The organism is Streptomyces sp. NPDC090741, assembly GCF_044769045.1.
Classification (GTDB): Bacteria; Actinomycetota; Actinomycetes; order Streptomycetales; family Streptomycetaceae; genus Streptomyces.
In genome coordinates, this window is record NZ_JBIVXF010000011.1 from 98,676 (window position 1) to 115,564 (window position 16,889).

Genomic DNA, 16,889 nt, shown 5'->3' on the forward strand with positions numbered 1-16,889 from the left:
CCGACGGGATCCAACCGCCCTAAATAGGGCGGGAGGTACGAGTGGAACGAAACGGGTAGCGGAGTCAGAGCGGATCCACCCCCCAGATCGCCAAAGGCAAGTTATCGTCTTCTGGCGACATGATCAAGTGGTTAGAGTGTTGTCGCCCGCCTTCGCGTCCTCTGGAGTCCCTGCATGCCCGAACGTCTTTTCGATGCGCAAAAGTTCCGTTCGGTGCGCCGGGCTTCAGATCGTTCTCAGGCCCAAGTTGGCGCTGCCGTGAAGGTGAACGAGTCGTCTGTTGGGAAGTGGGAGACCGGACGGACTACACCGCCGCCTGAGAAGCTCGCTCGGCTGGCGGCGGAGTTGGGCCAGCCTTTCGATGAGCTGTTTCCCCGGGACGGCGACGCCGACCTGACGGACCTGCGGTGTGACGCCGGATTTACCCAGGCGGAGACAACCGCGTTTCTCGGCACACGTAGCCCGAACCCCCTGCGCAGAGCAGAGAGCGGCAAAGCCCGGCTCTCCCCCCAGTACGAGGCTTCCCTCGCCGCGGCCTACGGAGTCAGTGTGGAAGTGCTGCTCCGCGCCCAGGAGCGCAGTTTCGGCAACGACGTTCCTGAGCCTGCCCCCGGCCCCGCGTTGGCCCTGGTCCGTACGGAGGCCGATGCAGCCGTACCCGGCACGCCGCGGACCATCGCCGAGAAGATCGAGTACTTGCTGGCGGAGACCTATGTTCCCGGCCGGCGGCCTAGTGATGAGGAGATCTCACGGCGAGGCAACGCGGCCGCCGGCCGCCGCGTCCTGAGCCCCTCCTTGGTCCGCGACCTGCGTACAGGGGAGGCCGTGGAGGCCGGGGTCGACGAACTGGGCGCGCTGGCAGCTGCCCTGGACGCGCCCTCCTCCTTCTTCTCCAGCGACAGCGACGAAGTCACCCGGATCGTTAGCGGCGCCCGCATGCTGAAGACCGGTCTCACCGGCATGGCTGCGCGGGGCGCCGGCGAAGCGATGCCCGCAGACCTGATGGACTTCCTCAGCGAGCTCATCGACGAGATCCGAGGATCTGATCGCCCCGGCCGTCCCGAGGGCACCTAAGCCCGGGACGGCCGAGCCGGTTCTCCTACGCGCTGACCTCTACGTAGCGGATCGTCTTGTCCTCTCGGGCCGCCAGCGCCGCGCGCCAGGCCGTCAGTGCGAACTTCGGGATATCCTCCGGGTCGATCTCTTCCGGCTTGGTGATCCGCATCTCCGTCAGCTCGGCGTCCTGGAGCGTGATGGATTCGACCTGATCTGCGGTCAGGGCGGGTGTGTCGAAGATGTAGTAGACGTGGGAGCCGCTGTCACGGTTGACCCAGAAGTGGACCAGGAGGTCACCGATCTCGAGGTCGAGGCCGAGCTCTTCCCGAATCTCGCGGGCACACGCCGCGCCCGGAGTCTCCCCAAGGTTGAGGCGGCCGCCGGGCAGATTCCAGCCGGGCTTGTACCGGGGGTTGACTATGACGCAGCGCCCCTCCGCGTCGGTGACGATTGCGGCAGCCGAGGCTCCGGCAGTGGTGTGCGTCTCGCGCGATTCCACGGGTGACTCCTGGTGTGGGTGAAAAGGGTCGTTCTGTCAGGCGGATTTCAGGCGGGCTGCGGCGCGTCGATCAGGAGAGCGAGTGCCGTGGCGCGCGGGATGGTGCGGTAGGCGAAGGCCACCTTGAGCAGCCAGGCGCGTTCATCGTTGAGGCTCTCGCCGATGTTCGCGGGGAAGTCGACCGGCTGGTGAGGTTGACGGTCCACCCGCGCGAGCGCCGCCCGGAGCCAGTACGCCTGAGCGACGATCTCGGCGTCCTGGCCTTGGTGTCCGTCGCGCTCGGCGGCCAGCAGGGCCGAGGCGTAGAGGTGCTCGGGGGCCCGGCGGCGGAGTTCGAGGATGGCGTCGCGGATCTCGGTGATGTACCTGCCGAGCCGGAACGCGGGCGACATCTGCCGCGAGAGGACGTCGCGTGTCGTGTTGAGCAACGCGGCACCGGGGCGGCCGACGAGGAGCTGACTCGGCGGGTAGGCCACAAGGTCGGGGTTGACGAGGGTCAGGTCGGCCCACAGGCGGTGAAGCCGGATGGTGTGGGCGATGGTGCGGTATCGCGTCGTGACCCCCTGCGTCGCGGGGACGACCGCGCCCAGGGTCCACAGCAGGAAGCACATGTACAGCAGGGAATCGGTGACGGTCTCCTGCAGCGCGGCGAAGTCGGCGGGCATGGGCGTGGCCGCGTTGACGAAGCCGTAGATCAGGCGGACGAGGGAGTAGAGCGTCCCCGCGGCCATTCCGCCGCCCATCAGGCCGAGACCGACACGCAGGGCGCCGCGTGCATCGCGGGCCTTGCTGCCCCACTGGTAGCCGCACAGGCCGATCACCGCTCCGGTGAAGAGGTAGAACAGACCCATGTACACGGCCAGCCCAGCTTCGCCAGCATGGCGCTGCATGAAGTGGGCCTGCTCAGGGCCGGACCGGTCGAGGGCAAACAGGAACGTGGCGGTCATTAGCGCAGCAGCCAGGAGTCCGGCCGCGGGGGCCCAACTCTGTGCCCTGCTGGTGATCTTGACGCGTCGGCTGAGGTTGGCGCCGGTGGCGACCTGGGCGGCGTCGATCGCAGTGACGTACCGGAGCAGAGCGCACAGGCCGGCGATCGTCAGCAGGTGCTTGAGGAGGTATGCGAGCTCGTCGACGCCGGACTGCTCCACGAGCCAATGACCGGCGGGCGTTCGAAGAAACCAGGCTATGCCCAGCGCTGTGAAGGATCCCCACAGGGATCGTTCTCTGACGTGTCCTCGGAACGCGGTGGGTGCCCTCCAGACTGCTTGGAAGAGCAGGGCAACGACGACGGCGTAGGCGACAAAGTCAGACACGTCTTCTCCGGGTGGGGTAGGCGAGAGACTCACCGAGTGCTCGAAGCACTTCGTCATCGCCTGGATCGGCGAGGTCTCGGTAGCTGTGGACCTGCTGCTGGATGAGGCATGCGACCATCTCGGCCCTCGACTCCTTGCGTGTTCCGTAGCGATGGCGGGCTGCAGCCTGTCCCGACCCGACCAACCGCTTCACCAGTTCGGGTGGGAAACCCGCCAGGAGTTCCGTCACGTCTTCGTTTGTCGCGCCCTCGGCGTCGTCGCACCACAAATGCGTGAGCTCGTGGAGGATGATCGCCTCACGATGGAAGGCGGTCGTGCTGTCGACGTAGAGGATCAGGTCGACGGGAAGGCTCTGGTTCTTGAGCCAGAGGCCACACAGCGAAGTCGCCCCGAGCAGGTGGTCCGGGATCGGCACCAGCCGGATGTGGCGGCCACGTGCCTTCTCCATGTTCTCGATGAGGGCTGCCAGGCTGAAAGGCTCCGGCAGCGGCATGCTGTCGACGACCCGTCGAGCTTCCTTGCGTACGGCCCGCGGGCTGTGGCAGACCGCCTTGCCTGGCCGAAGCCATCTCAAGCGCATTCGGGATCTCGCCCTCGCTGACCAATCGTGCTGTGGGTGATCGATGCCTGGCCCGCTGTGGTCCGATCCGTACGCAAGCGCCCCTTACACGCCAACTCCAGAATCGAACATGTATGGCCAACCGTGATGAAAAGAGCGGTACCCGGCGTGCCCCGGGGGGCACAGAATGCGATCTTGCCCCCTCACCGCAGGTCCGTCAACCATGAAATCGTTGCATCAAGCACAGTTAACGTGATCTAGTATCCACGCAGGCCGCGGGCGCCGTCCGCGTACCTCACAAACCCCTTCACACCCCTCCTGGAGCGTCTATGAGCGACGGGTACGACGACCTCGCCGAGACCCTGAGAACTGTCGAACTACTCCTGTCTCAAACGGGACTTGACCGAGACAGCGCGCTGCCCCTGAAGGAGCTCTCCTTCCACACCTCCTTCTCGCAAGACGACGTACAGACGCTGCTGGCCGGCGAACGCCTGCCCGAGCCCGAGAGCTTCGACCACGAGGTCGTACGGCGGATCAAATACCTGCAGGCGACCCGGCTCAACGAGACTGAGGGCCCTGGCGGGACTCTGGAGAGCCGCCGGTACAGCTCCGCCCAGATTGCCCGGGCCTGCAACATGACTCCGGCTTGGCTGAGCAACCTCCTTGGCAAACCCAAGGCGCCGAACTTGGACCACTCGGCAAAGCTCGCCGCATTTTTTAGCGTTCCGGTCACATTCCTGACCGACCCGCCGGCTGCGGCCCTGAACCGTGTGCTGAACGACCGCACCATCCCGCAAATGCGGCACTTCGCCCAGAGCCCGACCGAGGCGATCACGAACCGGCACGCGGTGAAGATCGCGCACCGGCTGGGGGACACAGACCTGTCGCCCGAGCAAGAAGCCGCGCTCATGCTGCTCGTCGACGCTGTCGCAAGAACGACCGAGGGAGCCGGCCGTGGTTGAGGGCCCCCGATTAGCCAGCCATCGGTCAGCTACGGGACGAGAGGCCATCAGGCAGAGTCGGTGCTGCTTGATGCATCAGGACTTCACTGGGGGATATCCATGATTCGCAAATTGATGAAGCGCCGTGAGGGCGGCGGAAGCAAGCGTTCGATGATCCAACTCCGCAACGACGTCCTCGAGGGGATCGCGCGGCCCGCTCCTTCGGATCCCGAGGCCCTCTTCGAGTCCCTGCGGGAGTACCTCGAAAAACGCGTCAACGAGAAGGACGACGCGGAGGGGCGCCCTCGGCGACCGGTCTACCTGCTGTTCAAGCAGTTTCCCGAGGGCACGGCCAGCGGCCTGTCCCTGGATTTCGAGGACAGGCTCGTCATCGTGGTGGAGAGCCAGACGAGCCCTCTTCACCAGGTCGTGATCTTCGCACACGAGATCTGGCACGTCCTCAAGGGAGAGTGCGCGCACGTCGCCCACTCGGCCGAAGTGAACGCGGCCACCCGCTCGCTGGGCGGCGAGCTGCAGGACGCGCAGATCCTGTCGCTGGCAGCACGAACCAGCTTCAACACCAGGGAAGAGAACGATGCCGAGAGCTTCGGGCTGCTCATGGGCTCGGCCTTCCGCAGCTACTTCGAGGCCGACAGCGAACTGACCTTTGAAGACGGTCTGGCCGGCCGCATCCAGGCCAGCCTCGGCAGCCGGAGCATCTGACAGTGACCGGCACGGACTACTACATACCCGCTCTCGCGCTGGGGCTCGCCCTGACCGTGAAGATGCCCGGCCTGTGGCGAACCCGGCGCTCGCCCATGTCCCGCTCCCTGTTCGCCATCCTCCTCACGTCAACTCTCGTCTTCATCGCAGGGGCACCGCCAACTGTCGGCCGCGTCAACAGCATCATCGGCGTCCCCAACATCTCGGCCCTCATCGTCTACTGCATCCTCTCGGCCTTCAGCTGCGCCTCCCTGGTCCTGCTGATGCACTGGCGAGGCGGCCCCGAGGAGGTCATCCGGCAGCACACTCGGAGGTGGATCGCAGCAACCGGCGGGGCCGTCGTCATCTACTGCGTGCTCTTCTCCTTGAGCGACGTCCCCGTGGAGCGACGGCGCGATCTGGACACGTACTACGCGACCACCCCGTACATCGGGGCCATGATCGTCCTCTACCTGCTGTGCCACACGGCCATCTGCACAGCCGTGATGATCAAGTGCTGGAGCTGGGCACGGGTGCTGGGAGCCGGCTGGACGCGGAAGGGCCTGTCCGTCCTCGTCGCCGGCTACTGCCTGAGCCTCGGCTACTCGATCCTCAAGCTCATCGCCGTGGGCCTGCGGTGGTCGACTGGAGGAGACCGGTGGGACTACCTGAGCACCGATGCCGCCCCCTCCGTCGTTGCCGTGAGCGCCGGCGTGACCATGCTCGGCTTCCTGGTTCCGGTCGCCGGGCCCTGGAGCAGCGCGCGGTTCCAAGCATGGCGCTCCTACCAGCTCATGGAACCCCTATGGCGCGCTCTCGAACCGTGGAACGGCCCGGGAGCGCCCATGAGGATCGGGCTGACCACTGGCATCCAAGTACGGGCAACGCACAGGGCTACCGAGATCGCCGACCGGCTCCTGAACCTTGCGCCCTACCTCAGCCCCGAGCACCGCGCGGCCGCCCAACGCTACGCCGAGGCCGAGGGGTACGACCCGGATGCCGCCCGAGTCGTGGCGGAAGCGGCGACCATTCACGCGGCACTAGTCGCGAAGCCTTCAGCGACCTGGCAGAACCCGGACCACCAGCTCGAGCGGACCGACAACCACGCCGACAGGCCCCCCGTCTTCCTGTCGGGCACACACGTGACCGAGCTCAGCAGGTACTTCTCAAAGATCAACAGCACCAACCTGGTCGGGGCCGCCACCCCAGAGAGCAAGTAATCATGCGCCGTCCTTCGAATTACACCCCGGCCAGCGGCCGAACCGACCTCAGTTTCAACAACGGATTCTCCATACGGAAACTTGAGGGTCGCCCATGAATACGGCTGGTGCGCTCTACATCAGTTCTGCCGTGGTTCTCCTCGTGGCCGCCTCCATCAAGTTCGCGGCTCTGCGCAAGAACGCGGGCGACACTCTCCTGCGAGCCGTGTCCGCCTCGCTCTTCGTCGCAGCCCTCCTCTTCGCGACTGCGGCACCGCCGATGCTCGCCCTGATCAACAAATGGATAGGCATCCCGAACATTGCCGCCCCCATCGTGTACGGCATCCTGACCGCATTCGACGGTACGGCCATCGTGCTGCTGATCCACTGGCGTGGAGATGAAGACGCCAACAAGCTCCGGCGGGCGACCCGTCTGTGCCTGGCCGTCTACGGCGTGGCCATCGTGGCCATCGCGGTGCTCTTCGCACTGGGGGATGCCCACGTGGAGAGGCTGCGCGACCTGGACACTTACTACGCCAGCACCCCGTATATCCGCGAGATGATCCTTCTCTACCTGGCGGCACACACCGTTGCGGCGGTCACCATGGGGATCCTGTGCTGGCGGTGGTCGAGGAAGGTACCCGGCGCCCTGAGAGTCGGCCTGCTTTTCATCGCTTCAGGAAATGCTCTCACTTTCGCCTACGACTTCCTCAAGTATGTTGCGATCGTCGCGCGGTGGACTGGTCACAATCTTGACTGGCTAAGCACCAACGTCGCGTTCACCCTGGCGAGCTTTTCGGCTTTTCTCGTCGCGGCCGGATTCTTGATCCCGCCCATCGGGCAAGGAGCGAATTCGCGCTGGAGATCCTTTCAGCGGTATCAGCTTCTGCAACCTTTGTGGCTGGAAATCCGGTCCGAGATCCCTTCGACGAGCCCCGAGCCGATGCAGTGGTGGGAGCCCATCGACCTGCGGCTCATGCAGCGCGAGAGGGACATCAACGACGCAGTCTTGCGACTCTGCCCGTTCTTCGATGGCACCGTGGGCGCGGAGGTCTACCAGCAGGCCATCGCTCAAGGTCATGCCCCAGAGAGGGCCCAGAGCGAAGCAGACGCAGCGGTGATCGCTCGCGCAGTCATCGCCAAGGGAGACCCGGCCGCTGCACCCCTCACCCCCAAGGGCAGGTGGACCGTGAGCTCGGCCGACAGCACCGACTTGCTGGTCAGCCTGTCCAAAGCGCTCGCCCGCTCACCCCTGGTGCGCAGCTCCCGTACATCCGAACTGGTGGCCACAGCACCCTGACCGCGACCGGCGTACACGCGACCGGCCTTCCCTCGTGGGATGCAGCCCCCGTACAGAGAGAACCATCATGACCACCACACACCCGACCCGAGTCAACGCCGTAGTCATCGGCGGCGGCTATGCCGGCCTGCTGGCAGCGTCCATGATCTCCCGGTACGACGTCGACGTCCTGGTACTTGCCGGCCACGGCACACCGGCAGGAATCGACGGCGCCCTGCCGTCCGCACCACCCGGACAGGTCCTGCACATCGGCGGTATCTACGACGTGCAGGACCTGGTGTACGGCTCTGTCGCTGAACTGCGTGCCCGCGGGGCTAAGGAATCCCCCCTGCCGGTTCGCGGAAGCGTGATCGAGCGCCCTCAGCTCGACGGGCCGCCCCTGTGGGGGCCCACCCGGCTTCTCTCGTGCAGCCAGGAGCTGCTCAGCAGCGTCCTGCGGGAGATCGTCCCGGCCAACCCCGGCCACGGGCGGGATACCTTGCTGTGGGACGACGCCGTGGCGGTCGGCTTCATCGGCGACAAGGAAGAAGTACGCGGCGTCCGTGTGCGACTCGGAGGCGACGTCGTCCACGAAGTGAACGCCGACCTGATCGTGGATGCAAGCGGCACGGACTCCCTCACCCCGTCCTGGCTGGCAGGACTCGGCCACAGCATCGTCTCCGTCAGCACCGCTACGGCCGGCGCCTGGACGAGTCGCCTCTACCGCGCCCCGGCCGACTGCGCCGACGTCTCGGTTACCGCGGTGGCAGACGGGGCACGCTCTGCTGTCCTCGTTCCGATCGAGAACGACGTATGGGCGGTATCCCAGACCGCTCCCGCGGGTGAGGAGTTGACGGACGGCGGCCTTTTTGAGAAGGCAGCTCTCGCGCTGTCCGATCCCCGCGTCGGAGAGCTGATCGGCACGGCTGACCCGCTCAGCGAGGTGGACTGCCCCGCAGCGGTCGATCCTCGGTGGCGCCGATACGACAAGGCCAAGACGTGGCCGCGCCGGCTTGTGGTTCTCGGCGACGCTTGTGCCACCTTCGCGCCCGGCCACGCGAGCGGCCCTCAGGCCGCGGAGGCCGCTGTTCGCGCCCTGCGGTCCGCCCTGGCAGAGGGCGGCATCTCACACCCGACGCTCGCCCTGCGTGCCCAGCGCGGCATCGCCAAGGAAATCGCCCGGCTGTGGCCGCGCCCCATGCTGGCCCGGCAGCCAGCTCCCAAGCACCGGCTTCTCGCACAGCTCATGGGGCGTGCCAGGACGGGTGCCGGACGTTTCCTGGCGGCCCGCACACCGTGACACGCCTGGACAACACCACGCCGTCAGGCCGACCGGCATCCGTCACCGAACAGGGGGAACCCGCCATGCATCTGTCCGCCCCGCTAGAACTGCCCAACGGCTCGTGGATTCCAAACAGGCTGGCCAAAGCCGCCATGGAAGAGAGCATGGCGAGCCAACCCGGACAGCTCCCCGACCAGCGGATCGCGACGCTGTACCGCCGATGGGCTCACGGCGGCAGCGGCCTGATCGTCACCGGCAATGTCATGGTCGACCGGCGCGCACTGACCTCCCCAGGGACGATCGTGCTCGACGCCGATACACCCCTCGCGCCCTTCCGCACGTGGGCCGCTGCGGGCGGGGCAGACGGAGGACAGATTTGGATGCAGATCAACCACCCGGGCCGCCAGGTGTACTCAAACATGCCGGGCCTGGCCTGGGCGCCCTCCGACATCGGCATCAGCCTCGGCAAGCACACCGCCGCTTTCGCTCGGCCCACCGCCATGACCGAGGACGACATCATGGCCACGATCGCCCGCTTCGCCGTCACGGCACGGCGCGCCGAGGAGGCCGGCTTCCACGGCGTACAGATCCACGGCGCCCACGGGTATCTCCTGAGCCAGTTCCTTTCGCCGCTCGCCAACCGGCGCGTCGACCGGTGGGGTGGCAGTCTCGAGAACAGGGCACGGCTCCTTGTCGAGGTCACCCGCGCAGTCCGTGCAGAGGTATCTTCCGGCTTCGGCGTCGGAGTGAAGCTGAATGCGAGCGACTTCCAGCACGGCGGTTTCGACCTCGACGAAGCGGCAACGGTCCTCGGATTCCTTGAGCGGCTCGGCGTGGACCTGGTCGAGCTCTCCGGAGGGAGCGTGGAGAGCGCCGCGACCATGGGCCGGACGGCTGACCAGCGCGCCTTGGACAAGGAGGCGTACTTCCTCTCCCTCTCGGAGCACCTGGCACGCTCCACACGGCTGCCCCTGATGCTCACGGGTGGCATCGGCCGCCGGGGGACCGCCGAGGAGGTCCTCAAGCGGGGATTCGCGATGGTTGGAATGGCCCGAGCGCTCGCCCTCGACCCCGAACTGCCCTCCCGCTGGCTGTCCGGCCACGAAGCCGATGTTTTCGCCCCGTACCTCCCCTGGCGGGACCAGGACCTCGCCAGTGCCGGCGCGCTCTCCTACATCCGGGCCCATCTGCGCCGCACCGCGGATGGACGGAGTCCCCGGCCCAAGACCTCCCCACGGCTGGCCTTCCTACTCGACGCCATGCGTCAGCGGGGCAGGGTTCGCGCCTACGCGGAATGGCTCGCATCGAACCCCGCGCCGGAAACGGACGTCTTGCACAGCAGCTGACCTGCGTCAGGCAGGAGTACCTCCCGCCTCCTGCTGCGCAGTCGGCTCGGGCACCCACTCGTAGACCCCCGGTGCGTCCCCCTCCGCGCTGCGGCGCACGTACCTGCCTGCGGTGCGCCCGTCGATGTTCACGGGCGCCTCGGCGACGGAGAAGTGCAGCTCGCGCTCGCCGTCGAGAGGCCCCCCAATGAATTTGATCATGGCAGGACTCTACGGCCGAAGCTCCATCCGCACCCGGCCGACCGCGAATCCCAGCCACCCCTTCCTACCAGCCACCGGCCACCCCCGGGCCCCCAGACAAGGAGACCGCAGGACATGACCGCGCCTCACTCATCCACCCGCCGCGTCCTCGTCCTGGGCGGCGGCCTGGCCGGCACCCTCGCCGCAGCAGCACTCGCCCCGCACTGCGACGAGACCATCCTCATCGAGCGGCACATGCTGCCCGCCACACCGCAGCCGCGCCGCGGCCTGCCACAAGCCCGTCACGCCCACATGCTCTGGTCTGGTGGCGCGAAGGCGATCGAGGCCCTGGTGCCCGGCACGACCTCCCGATGGCTGTCCGGCGGCGCCCACCGTATCCCCCTGCCCACCGGCATGGTCTCGCTCTCCCCCGGAGGGTGGTTTCGCAGGTGGCCCGAGTCGCACTTCCTCATCACCGCGAGTCGCGACCTCATCGACTGGGGGGTCCGCGCGGGCCTAGATGAACACCTGGGGATCCAGTTCATGCAGGGTGAACCGACCCGGCTCCTGGGTAACCATGCCCGCATCACCGGATCCGTGGTCCGGCGCCCGGACGGCACCGAGGAGATCCTGCGAGCCGACCTCGTCGTCGACGCGATGGGCCGCGGTTCGCGCGCGCCTCGGTGGCTTGAGGACCTCGGGGTGCCATCCATCCCGGAGAGCGTCATCGACGCCGGCGTCACCTACGCCAGCCGCCGGTACAAGGCTCCCGCCGACACCCCGAAGTCGTGGCCCGTGATCCACATCCAGGCCGACCCCCGCCGTCCCAATCCCGGCAAGATCGCCTCCATCGTGCCCATCGAAGGTGGTGACTGGCTGGTCAGCCTGTCCGGAACCCGCGGCGGCGAACCCACCAATGACAGCGAAGCGTACGAGGCGTACGCCGCCCAGGCTCGAAGCCCACTCGTCGCCGAGATCCTGGCCCGGGCGGAGCCGCTCGGACCGGTCACCGTCACCCGGACCACGGCAAACCGCCGCCGCCACTACGAGAAGCTGGGCCGCCACATGCCCGACGGGTTCGTAGCAATCGGTGACTCCGCCACCGCCCTCAACCCCGTCTACGGCCACGGCATGTCAGTCGCCGCGCAGAGCGCCCGGGCCCTGGCTGAAGTCGTCGCCAAGCGGGGCAACATCGGCGCGAGCGGCTTTACCCGGCACGCACAGAGGGCCATCGGTCGGCCCGCCACCGCCGCCTGGATGCTGGCCACGGGACAGGACATCTTCTTCCCGAACTCCCAAGGTAAGAAGCCCAACCTCATCGACCGCGTGACCAGCGCGTACGTCCACCGTCTCATCCACACCGCCACAGGCGACCTCACAGCCACCGACGCCCTCACCGAGGTTATGACGCTCCAGGCGGACGTTAGAGCACTCGCCCATCCTGCCGTGCTGCTCGCAGCACTTCGGGGCCCACGGCAGCCCGCGCTGCCGGGCCCAGACCTGACTCTTGCGGAGCAGCGGGTCTTGAACGCGCCCGGGCGGAGCGTTCCGTTCAAAGTGTAAAGGCCGCAGCTTGCCGTGTCCGTCGCATCCTGCTCTGGCGAAGGTTGAAGGGTGATTGACAGCTAGCCGGGTACCGCCTGAGCGGTGCCCGGTTCACCCTCGTTCCGTGCGGCGCACGTCCGTCAGGCTGGTCCGCACAGGTGCGCCGCCACCACCAGCTTCCTCGCCTGAGGTCTACGCGGCGGGGATGACCCGTCCGGTGCCATCAGCACCAGGCTGTGTTCCTGCCCGTGAGAACACGCTGGACGTGGGGGTGGCGGCGACCAGGGTGATCAGGACCGCGCAGACGCGGTCATCGGGGCTTCGTTTTCTCCGTGCTCCGAGCCCCGCGCGAGGGTGATGCTCATCCAGGGCGCGGCGATGTCGCGGTAGGAGTGGCCGAGGGGTTCGATGCCGCTCTGGTCGGTGAGGCTGAAGCCGGTCACCATGATCATGCTGGAACCGTCGGCCACGGACACCAGATGTGTGCCGCAGTCGGGGCAGAAGCCACGGTGGAGCGTCGGGTAGGTCGAGTACCACTTCGGCTCGCCGCCGGACCCGGTCCAGGTCAGGGAGTCCAGGTGGAATCCCACCCATAGCACTGCGGGCCCGCCGGAGATCCGGGTCTCGTGGACGCAGGAACAGAGGTGCGGATCATCAGGGACGCCGCTGACCTGGTAGGAGATTCGGCCGCACTGGCAGTGTCCTGTTCGAACCGGCGCCGGCGCGTCCGATGCTGCTGGCGGCAGGGTGTCGGCGTGTTCGGCGGGCAGGGGCTGGGTGGGCGGGGGTGGCGTGTTGCTCATGAAGGTCCTCGGTTCGATGGGGGCTGGGCGCGGGCTGGTCAGGGGGTGAGCCGATGAGGGTCGCCCGGCGTGGCGGCGGGGGAGAGTCGTGTGAAGGACTCGGTGCGGATGATCTCGTTGCGTTGGGCTTCGGGCAGGCGGGCGAGGAGGCCGGGCAGGGGCCGCGGACGGGCGACCTCGCTGCGGTGGGCGAGGATCGCTTGCCACTTCTGCGCGGCCCACGGGGAGACGTCGACGGTCGCGGTCACGTGCGTGTCCGGCACCGCGAGGACCGTCTTGCCCACACTCCGAAGGAGCGGGCCGAGCAGGCCCACACCGGATTCCGAGTGCGTGGCCGCGTACAGGGCGGTCGGCCGCCAAGGCTCGCCGGCATCGGGATACAGGTGCGGCAGCCCGGCAGCCTCGACGGCCCGGAGGGTGACCTGGTGGGCACGCCGATGGTCCGGGTGCCCCGTGAGCTGGCCCAAGGCGTCGTGGCCGACGACGACGTCGGGCCGGACCTCCCGGATGTGTCCGACGAGGCGGCCGACAGCCTCGTCGAGGGCCGCGTCGACAAGCCGTACTGCGCCGCCGCTGGGCGCCGAGGCGGGGTTGCGGGCATCGGCGTAGCCGAGCAGCCGCGGGGCCCCGGCGCCCAAGACGTCCAGGGCCTCGGCAAGTTCGGCCGCTCGGTGGCTGTCGGCCGTCCAGGTGGCGGTGACGACCGCGGTGCGGGCGCCTGCGGCGGCGTGCTGGGCGAGCACACCGCCGGCGAGGAGGGATTCGTCGTCCGGGTGGGCGAAGACTCCGAGCAGGGAGGGAACGGCGGTCGGCTGCATCACGGGGGCCTCCGGGCCGGTCAGTGCATGGGGACGGGGGTGTCGGTGAGCTCTTGGGCCCGGCGGGCGATGAGCGGGGCGAGGGCGGAGTGGACGCCGCGGGAGCATGCCTGGAGGAGCTGGGCGAGCGCGACAAGTTCGCCGGTCCGACCGGCGTCCGTGTCCAGGACGTGGGCGAACTCGCTCCGGATCCGGGCGGCGGTCGCCGGTGCGGCGAGCGAGTACGCGTGGAGCAGACCCAGGTCGTAGCCGGCGGGCACGCGGCCCCAGTTCTCCCAGTCGAGCAGGACCAGGGGCGCGCGGGTGAGGTTCGCCCAGTGCAGGTCGGCGTGCCCGGTCGTCGTCTCACGGATCCGGACGGGGTCGATGCCGAGGAAGTGGCGGAAGTTCCGGTCGACCCAGTTCTGCCGTACGGACTCCCGGTCGGTGGGCACCGTCGCGAGCGTGCCGAGCGCGGCCTTCAGCTCCGCCCACCACGAGTCGGGCAGATCGACGTCCTGGTCGAGGGCGGGAGTGCCCCGGGTGACCGGCGGGACGGACACGTACTCGGTGAGCTCGGCCCGGTAGGCGACGTCCCGTGAGGTCTAGTCGAGGACGCCGCGAAGCCGCGGCCGCGGTACCGACCGGGGCACGTGCGTGTCCGCGGCCGCCGTCCCCTCCCACAGCCGTCCGCCCGCCTTGTCCACTTCGGCAGAGACGATACGCAGCCAACAGTGTCCGGTTTGGCGCCCCAGGGTGCGGCCCTGCCACCCCCACACCTCCGGCCCCGACGCGGCCACCTGGAACTGCTGGGCGGCGGCCGCGTGCGCGCGCCGCATCCGTTCTCGATCACCAAGCTCCGTCGGTGCGACGAACACCGCCTCGGGTGCTGCCCGTTCCACCGTCACACCCCCTCCGTGACGACGCCGGCCCCGGAGTGCTCAACAGGCTGGGGCTGCGGCACGTCACGCCCGGGCCAGCGGAACACCAGGCGGCAGTACTCCTTGTCCAGGACGTCGCCGGCGGGCAGCGCGTCGTCGGGCGTGCCGGCCGGGTGGACCGTCAGGACGGGATCGGCGTGCTGGTCGTTGTCGTCGGCGCGGACGTGGCGGTCCCAGGCCCGCACCGTGTCCGCCAGCCGCTCGGCGAGCGCGGGTCCCTGCTCGCCGAAGGCGTGGACGGTCCACTCCCACTCCTTGTCCTGCGGGTGGTCGCCGTCCTTGGTCTTGACGTGGATCAGGTAGGCGAGCGAGGCGTCGCCGACGATCGCGGGGGCGTCGCGGTCCTTCGCGATGCCGGTCACACCCACATCCGGTTCCTGGTGGGCGGCCAGGCGGCAGAAGCCGGCCAGGGTGGTGGCCGCGTACAGCTGCAGGGAACCAAAGTAGGCGCTCGCGCCCATCGTCACGCCCGTGGGGACATCGTGCCGCGGCCCGCGCAGTGCCTCCTCCAAGCCCGTCGTATCGGCGGCGGTGCCGTGCTCGAAGCGGAGCGTCAGACCGCCGTCGAGGAGGGAGAGGACTGGGACGGTGCGGGCCTGTTGCCCTTGGTCGCGGACGAAGCCGCAGTACGTGAGGTGGCGGGCGCGCAGCACCTCGCCGCGGCGTTCGAAGGTGACCGCTCGGGTGTAGCCGCCCAGCTCCAGCGGTAGGACCAGGCGGCCGCCCTCGGTCAGTTGCTCTCGCCAGGCCGGGGCGATGTCCCAGCAGTTGTAGGTGATCATGCTGGCGTCGAAGCCGCGGCGCGGCACGAGAGGGGCGGGGGCGCCGAGGGCGGCGTCGGCTTCGACGGCTGTGACGCGTCCGCTGCCGGCCTCCGTGAGGAACCGGCGGGTGCGGCGCACGACCCACGGGTCGATGTCGACGGTGACCACGCGGCCGCCGGGTCCGGTGACGTGGGCGATCAGCTCGGCGTTGTAGCCGCCGGATCCCGCCTCGAACACGACCGCGCCCGGCTTCAGGCCCAGGTGCTCGATCATGTCGGCCTGAAGCCAGGCCGCGGACACGGAGCTGATCGCCGTCCCGGCCTCGTCGTACCGGGTGATGACGGCCCGGTCGCCGCCGTCGTACGCGGCGACGAGGTTCGCCTCCGGGGCGAAGCGGTGGCGGGGCACGGTCCGCAGCGCCTCCTGGACCGGCGCGGAGGGGGCCCAGCCGCCGTCGACGACCATCTGGGTCATTGCCGCGCGCAGTCTGGCGGCCTCGGCCGGTTCCCCCGGCACGGGCGGCTGGTCGGCGGCGATGGGGTAGGCGGTCGCCGGCGGCAGGCCGGGAAGGATGCCGGGCCACACGGCGTCGAGCGCGAGAGCGGCCGGGGCGAACACGTCCCCGACGCAGGCGAGGGCGTGGAGGTCGAAGAACTCCCACCGGTCGAACTTGTCCGGCTCAGGGTTGGCCAGAGTGCCCGTCCAGGCGGTGATCCGGACGACGGCCGTGAGCCGCGGGACCCCGTGGCTGTCGTCGACCAGCATCGTCACCACGTGCGCGTCGGCCGGATCGGCGACCAGCCCGGTCTCCTCAGTGAGTTCGCGCACCGCGGCGGCGGCGAAGTCCTCCGGGCCGGTGGTCTTGCCGCCGGGCAGCTCGAGCATGCCGCGCCGGGAGCGGCCCAGCAGGACCCGGCCGGCGTCGTCGGTGACGACGGCGAGGGCGCCGGTCAGAGCGTGGCCGGTGGTCGGCCGCTTCTCGACGGCCCGGGTGTCGAGGTGGCACGGCCCGCACAGGACCAGGAAGGCCAGACCGTCCGCGTCCAGCCGCTCCACCGTTTCCCAGCCCGCACCGAGCAGCGTGATCTCGTCCTCGTCCAGGGCGATCCCGCGCCGCTCCGCAGGCGTGCTCTCGACGATCGGGGTGATGACGACGAGCGCGCCGCCGTCGCGCAGCCGCTCGTCCAGCCCGTGAACGGTCCGACTGCGGTCCCTCACGAACGGGTACACCAGCCGCAGCGTGATCAGGTCGTACCCCTCCTCGTGCAGCGGGGCCGGGTCGTCGCGCTCGATGTCCAGCTGCAGCCAGCGCACGCCCTCGACGTCGGCGTGCTCCTCGCGGGCCCGGGCGATCGCGCTGTCCGTGAGGTCGACGGCGTCCACGGTGTAGCCCGCCCTGGCCAGGTGGGCGGCCAGCTCCCCGGTCCCGCAGCCCACATCCAGGGCCCGGCCCCCGCCCTCGGGGACCGGGGCGTGCTCGGCAAGGAGTTGCTGTTCGCGCTCACCGAGCCGGCGCCACTCCTTCCCCTCGCCGTAGTGCTGCTCCCACACGTCGCGGGCTGTGTACGTCAACGTGCTGCTCCTCGTGGTGGGCGGGATGGGGGTCAGGGGCGCTGTTCGGTGCGCAGGCGGGCTCGGGCTGGGCCCGTCTGCCGGGTCCGCTACCAGCGGGTGTGCTCACCC

At 68.9% G+C, this 16,889-nt stretch carries 17 protein-coding genes; 8 read left to right on the forward strand and 9 right to left on the reverse strand.

Features of this window, described 5'->3' with window-relative positions:
• Positions 1-174 precede the first annotated feature (174 nt).
• Positions 175-1,074 carry a helix-turn-helix domain-containing protein gene (locus tag ACIQU4_RS27850; RefSeq protein ID WP_403736126.1) on the forward strand — a complete coding sequence of 300 codons (900 nt, stop codon included), beginning with the start codon at positions 175-177 and terminating at the stop codon, positions 1,072-1,074.
• A 25-nt stretch (positions 1,075-1,099) separates the two neighbouring features.
• Here ACIQU4_RS27850 and ACIQU4_RS27855 read toward each other — a convergent pair whose 3' ends face one another.
• From ACIQU4_RS27855 to ACIQU4_RS27865, 3 genes are read right to left on the reverse strand one after another with little or no spacing between them, the layout of a single operon-like run.
• On the reverse strand, positions 1,100-1,555 hold the full coding sequence (locus ACIQU4_RS27855) for an NUDIX domain-containing protein (RefSeq protein WP_403736128.1): 456 nt from the start codon (positions 1,553-1,555) through the stop codon (positions 1,100-1,102).
• Between the two features lie 47 nt (positions 1,556-1,602).
• The gene (locus ACIQU4_RS27860) at positions 1,603-2,925 is read right to left on the reverse strand and encodes an MAB_1171c family putative transporter (protein ID WP_403736131.1); all 1,323 of its coding nucleotides are present in this window, start codon (positions 2,923-2,925) and stop codon (positions 1,603-1,605) included.
• On the reverse strand, positions 2,861-3,361 hold the full coding sequence (locus ACIQU4_RS27865) for a hypothetical protein (RefSeq protein WP_403736134.1): 501 nt from the start codon (positions 3,359-3,361) through the stop codon (positions 2,861-2,863). The genes ACIQU4_RS27860 and ACIQU4_RS27865 overlap by 65 nt, the downstream gene beginning before the upstream one ends.
• Before the next feature lie 395 nt (positions 3,362-3,756).
• Between ACIQU4_RS27865 and ACIQU4_RS27870 the strand changes: the two genes are divergently transcribed.
• The 6 genes from ACIQU4_RS27870 to ACIQU4_RS27895 all read left to right on the forward strand — a co-directional run bounded on the left by ACIQU4_RS27870 (position 3,757) and on the right by ACIQU4_RS27895 (position 10,176).
• A complete protein-coding gene (locus ACIQU4_RS27870; RefSeq protein ID WP_403736137.1) occupies positions 3,757-4,389 on the forward strand; it encodes a hypothetical protein in 633 nt (210 codons plus the stop codon).
• A 99-nt stretch (positions 4,390-4,488) separates the two neighbouring features.
• Entirely contained in the window at positions 4,489-5,091 is a 603-nt protein-coding gene (locus tag ACIQU4_RS27875; RefSeq protein WP_403736140.1) for a toxin-antitoxin system, toxin component, read from the forward strand.
• 2 nt (positions 5,092-5,093) lie between these two features.
• Complete coding sequence (locus tag ACIQU4_RS27880) at positions 5,094-6,290, forward strand: MAB_1171c family putative transporter (RefSeq protein ID WP_403736143.1); 1,197 nt, start codon at positions 5,094-5,096, stop codon at positions 6,288-6,290.
• Positions 6,291-6,384: 94 nt separating this feature from the next.
• Entirely contained in the window at positions 6,385-7,569 is a 1,185-nt protein-coding gene (locus ACIQU4_RS27885; protein ID WP_403736146.1) for an MAB_1171c family putative transporter, read from the forward strand.
• A 67-nt stretch (positions 7,570-7,636) separates the two neighbouring features.
• Complete coding sequence (locus tag ACIQU4_RS27890) at positions 7,637-8,848, forward strand: hypothetical protein (protein ID WP_403736149.1); 1,212 nt, start codon at positions 7,637-7,639, stop codon at positions 8,846-8,848.
• Between the two features lie 65 nt (positions 8,849-8,913).
• Positions 8,914-10,176, forward strand: coding sequence for an NADH:flavin oxidoreductase/NADH oxidase family protein (locus ACIQU4_RS27895; RefSeq protein WP_403736152.1), 1,263 nt, complete (start codon positions 8,914-8,916; stop codon positions 10,174-10,176).
• A gap of 6 nt (positions 10,177-10,182) precedes the next feature.
• Here ACIQU4_RS27895 and ACIQU4_RS27900 read toward each other — a convergent pair whose 3' ends face one another.
• Positions 10,183-10,377, reverse strand: coding sequence for a hypothetical protein (locus ACIQU4_RS27900; protein WP_403736155.1), 195 nt, complete (start codon positions 10,375-10,377; stop codon positions 10,183-10,185).
• A 114-nt stretch (positions 10,378-10,491) separates the two neighbouring features.
• Between ACIQU4_RS27900 and ACIQU4_RS27905 the strand changes: the two genes are divergently transcribed.
• On the forward strand, positions 10,492-11,919 hold the full coding sequence (locus tag ACIQU4_RS27905) for an NAD(P)/FAD-dependent oxidoreductase (protein WP_403736157.1): 1,428 nt from the start codon (positions 10,492-10,494) through the stop codon (positions 11,917-11,919).
• Positions 11,920-12,191: 272 nt separating this feature from the next.
• Here the strand turns inward: ACIQU4_RS27905 and ACIQU4_RS27910 are convergent, their stop codons facing one another.
• From ACIQU4_RS27910 to fxlM, 5 genes are read right to left on the reverse strand one after another with little or no spacing between them, the layout of a single operon-like run.
• Positions 12,192-12,704, reverse strand: coding sequence for a GFA family protein (locus tag ACIQU4_RS27910; RefSeq protein WP_403736160.1), 513 nt, complete (start codon positions 12,702-12,704; stop codon positions 12,192-12,194).
• Positions 12,705-12,742: 38 nt separating this feature from the next.
• Positions 12,743-13,522 carry a PIG-L deacetylase family protein gene (locus tag ACIQU4_RS27915; RefSeq protein ID WP_403736579.1) on the reverse strand — a complete coding sequence of 260 codons (780 nt, stop codon included), beginning with the start codon at positions 13,520-13,522 and terminating at the stop codon, positions 12,743-12,745.
• Positions 13,523-13,542: 20 nt separating this feature from the next.
• Positions 13,543-14,064, reverse strand: coding sequence for a hypothetical protein (locus tag ACIQU4_RS27920; RefSeq protein ID WP_403736163.1), 522 nt, complete (start codon positions 14,062-14,064; stop codon positions 13,543-13,545).
• Positions 14,065-14,106: 42 nt separating this feature from the next.
• Positions 14,107-14,409, reverse strand: a complete 303-nt coding sequence (locus ACIQU4_RS27925; RefSeq protein WP_403736166.1) for a hypothetical protein — start codon at positions 14,407-14,409, stop codon at positions 14,107-14,109.
• Positions 14,406-16,778, reverse strand: coding sequence for a methyltransferase, FxLD system (fxlM, locus tag ACIQU4_RS27930; protein ID WP_403736169.1), 2,373 nt, complete (start codon positions 16,776-16,778; stop codon positions 14,406-14,408). The genes ACIQU4_RS27925 and fxlM overlap by 4 nt, the downstream gene beginning before the upstream one ends.
• Positions 16,779-16,889: the final 111 nt, after the last annotated feature.

Coding starts and splice junctions, on each gene's coding strand:
- ACIQU4_RS27910 (WP_403736160.1), bottom strand. CDS start 12,704: ATGAGCAACACGCCACCCCCGCCCACCCAGCCCCTGCCCGCCGAACAC.
- ACIQU4_RS27860 (WP_403736131.1), bottom strand. CDS start 2,925: ATGACGAAGTGCTTCGAGCACTCGGTGAGTCTCTCGCCTACCCCACCC.
- ACIQU4_RS27900 (WP_403736155.1), bottom strand. CDS start 10,377: ATGATCAAATTCATTGGGGGGCCTCTCGACGGCGAGCGCGAGCTGCAC.
- ACIQU4_RS27865 (WP_403736134.1), bottom strand. CDS start 3,361: ATGCCGCTGCCGGAGCCTTTCAGCCTGGCAGCCCTCATCGAGAACATG.
- ACIQU4_RS27850 (WP_403736126.1), top strand. CDS start 175: ATGCCCGAACGTCTTTTCGATGCGCAAAAGTTCCGTTCGGTGCGCCGG.
- ACIQU4_RS27875 (WP_403736140.1), top strand. CDS start 4,489: ATGATTCGCAAATTGATGAAGCGCCGTGAGGGCGGCGGAAGCAAGCGT.
- ACIQU4_RS27870 (WP_403736137.1), top strand. CDS start 3,757: ATGAGCGACGGGTACGACGACCTCGCCGAGACCCTGAGAACTGTCGAA.
- ACIQU4_RS27895 (WP_403736152.1), top strand. CDS start 8,914: ATGCATCTGTCCGCCCCGCTAGAACTGCCCAACGGCTCGTGGATTCCA.
- ACIQU4_RS27890 (WP_403736149.1), top strand. CDS start 7,637: ATGACCACCACACACCCGACCCGAGTCAACGCCGTAGTCATCGGCGGC.
- ACIQU4_RS27915 (WP_403736579.1), bottom strand. CDS start 13,522: ATGCAGCCGACCGCCGTTCCCTCCCTGCTCGGAGTCTTCGCCCACCCG.
- ACIQU4_RS27885 (WP_403736146.1), top strand. CDS start 6,385: ATGAATACGGCTGGTGCGCTCTACATCAGTTCTGCCGTGGTTCTCCTC.
- ACIQU4_RS27905 (WP_403736157.1), top strand. CDS start 10,492: ATGACCGCGCCTCACTCATCCACCCGCCGCGTCCTCGTCCTGGGCGGC.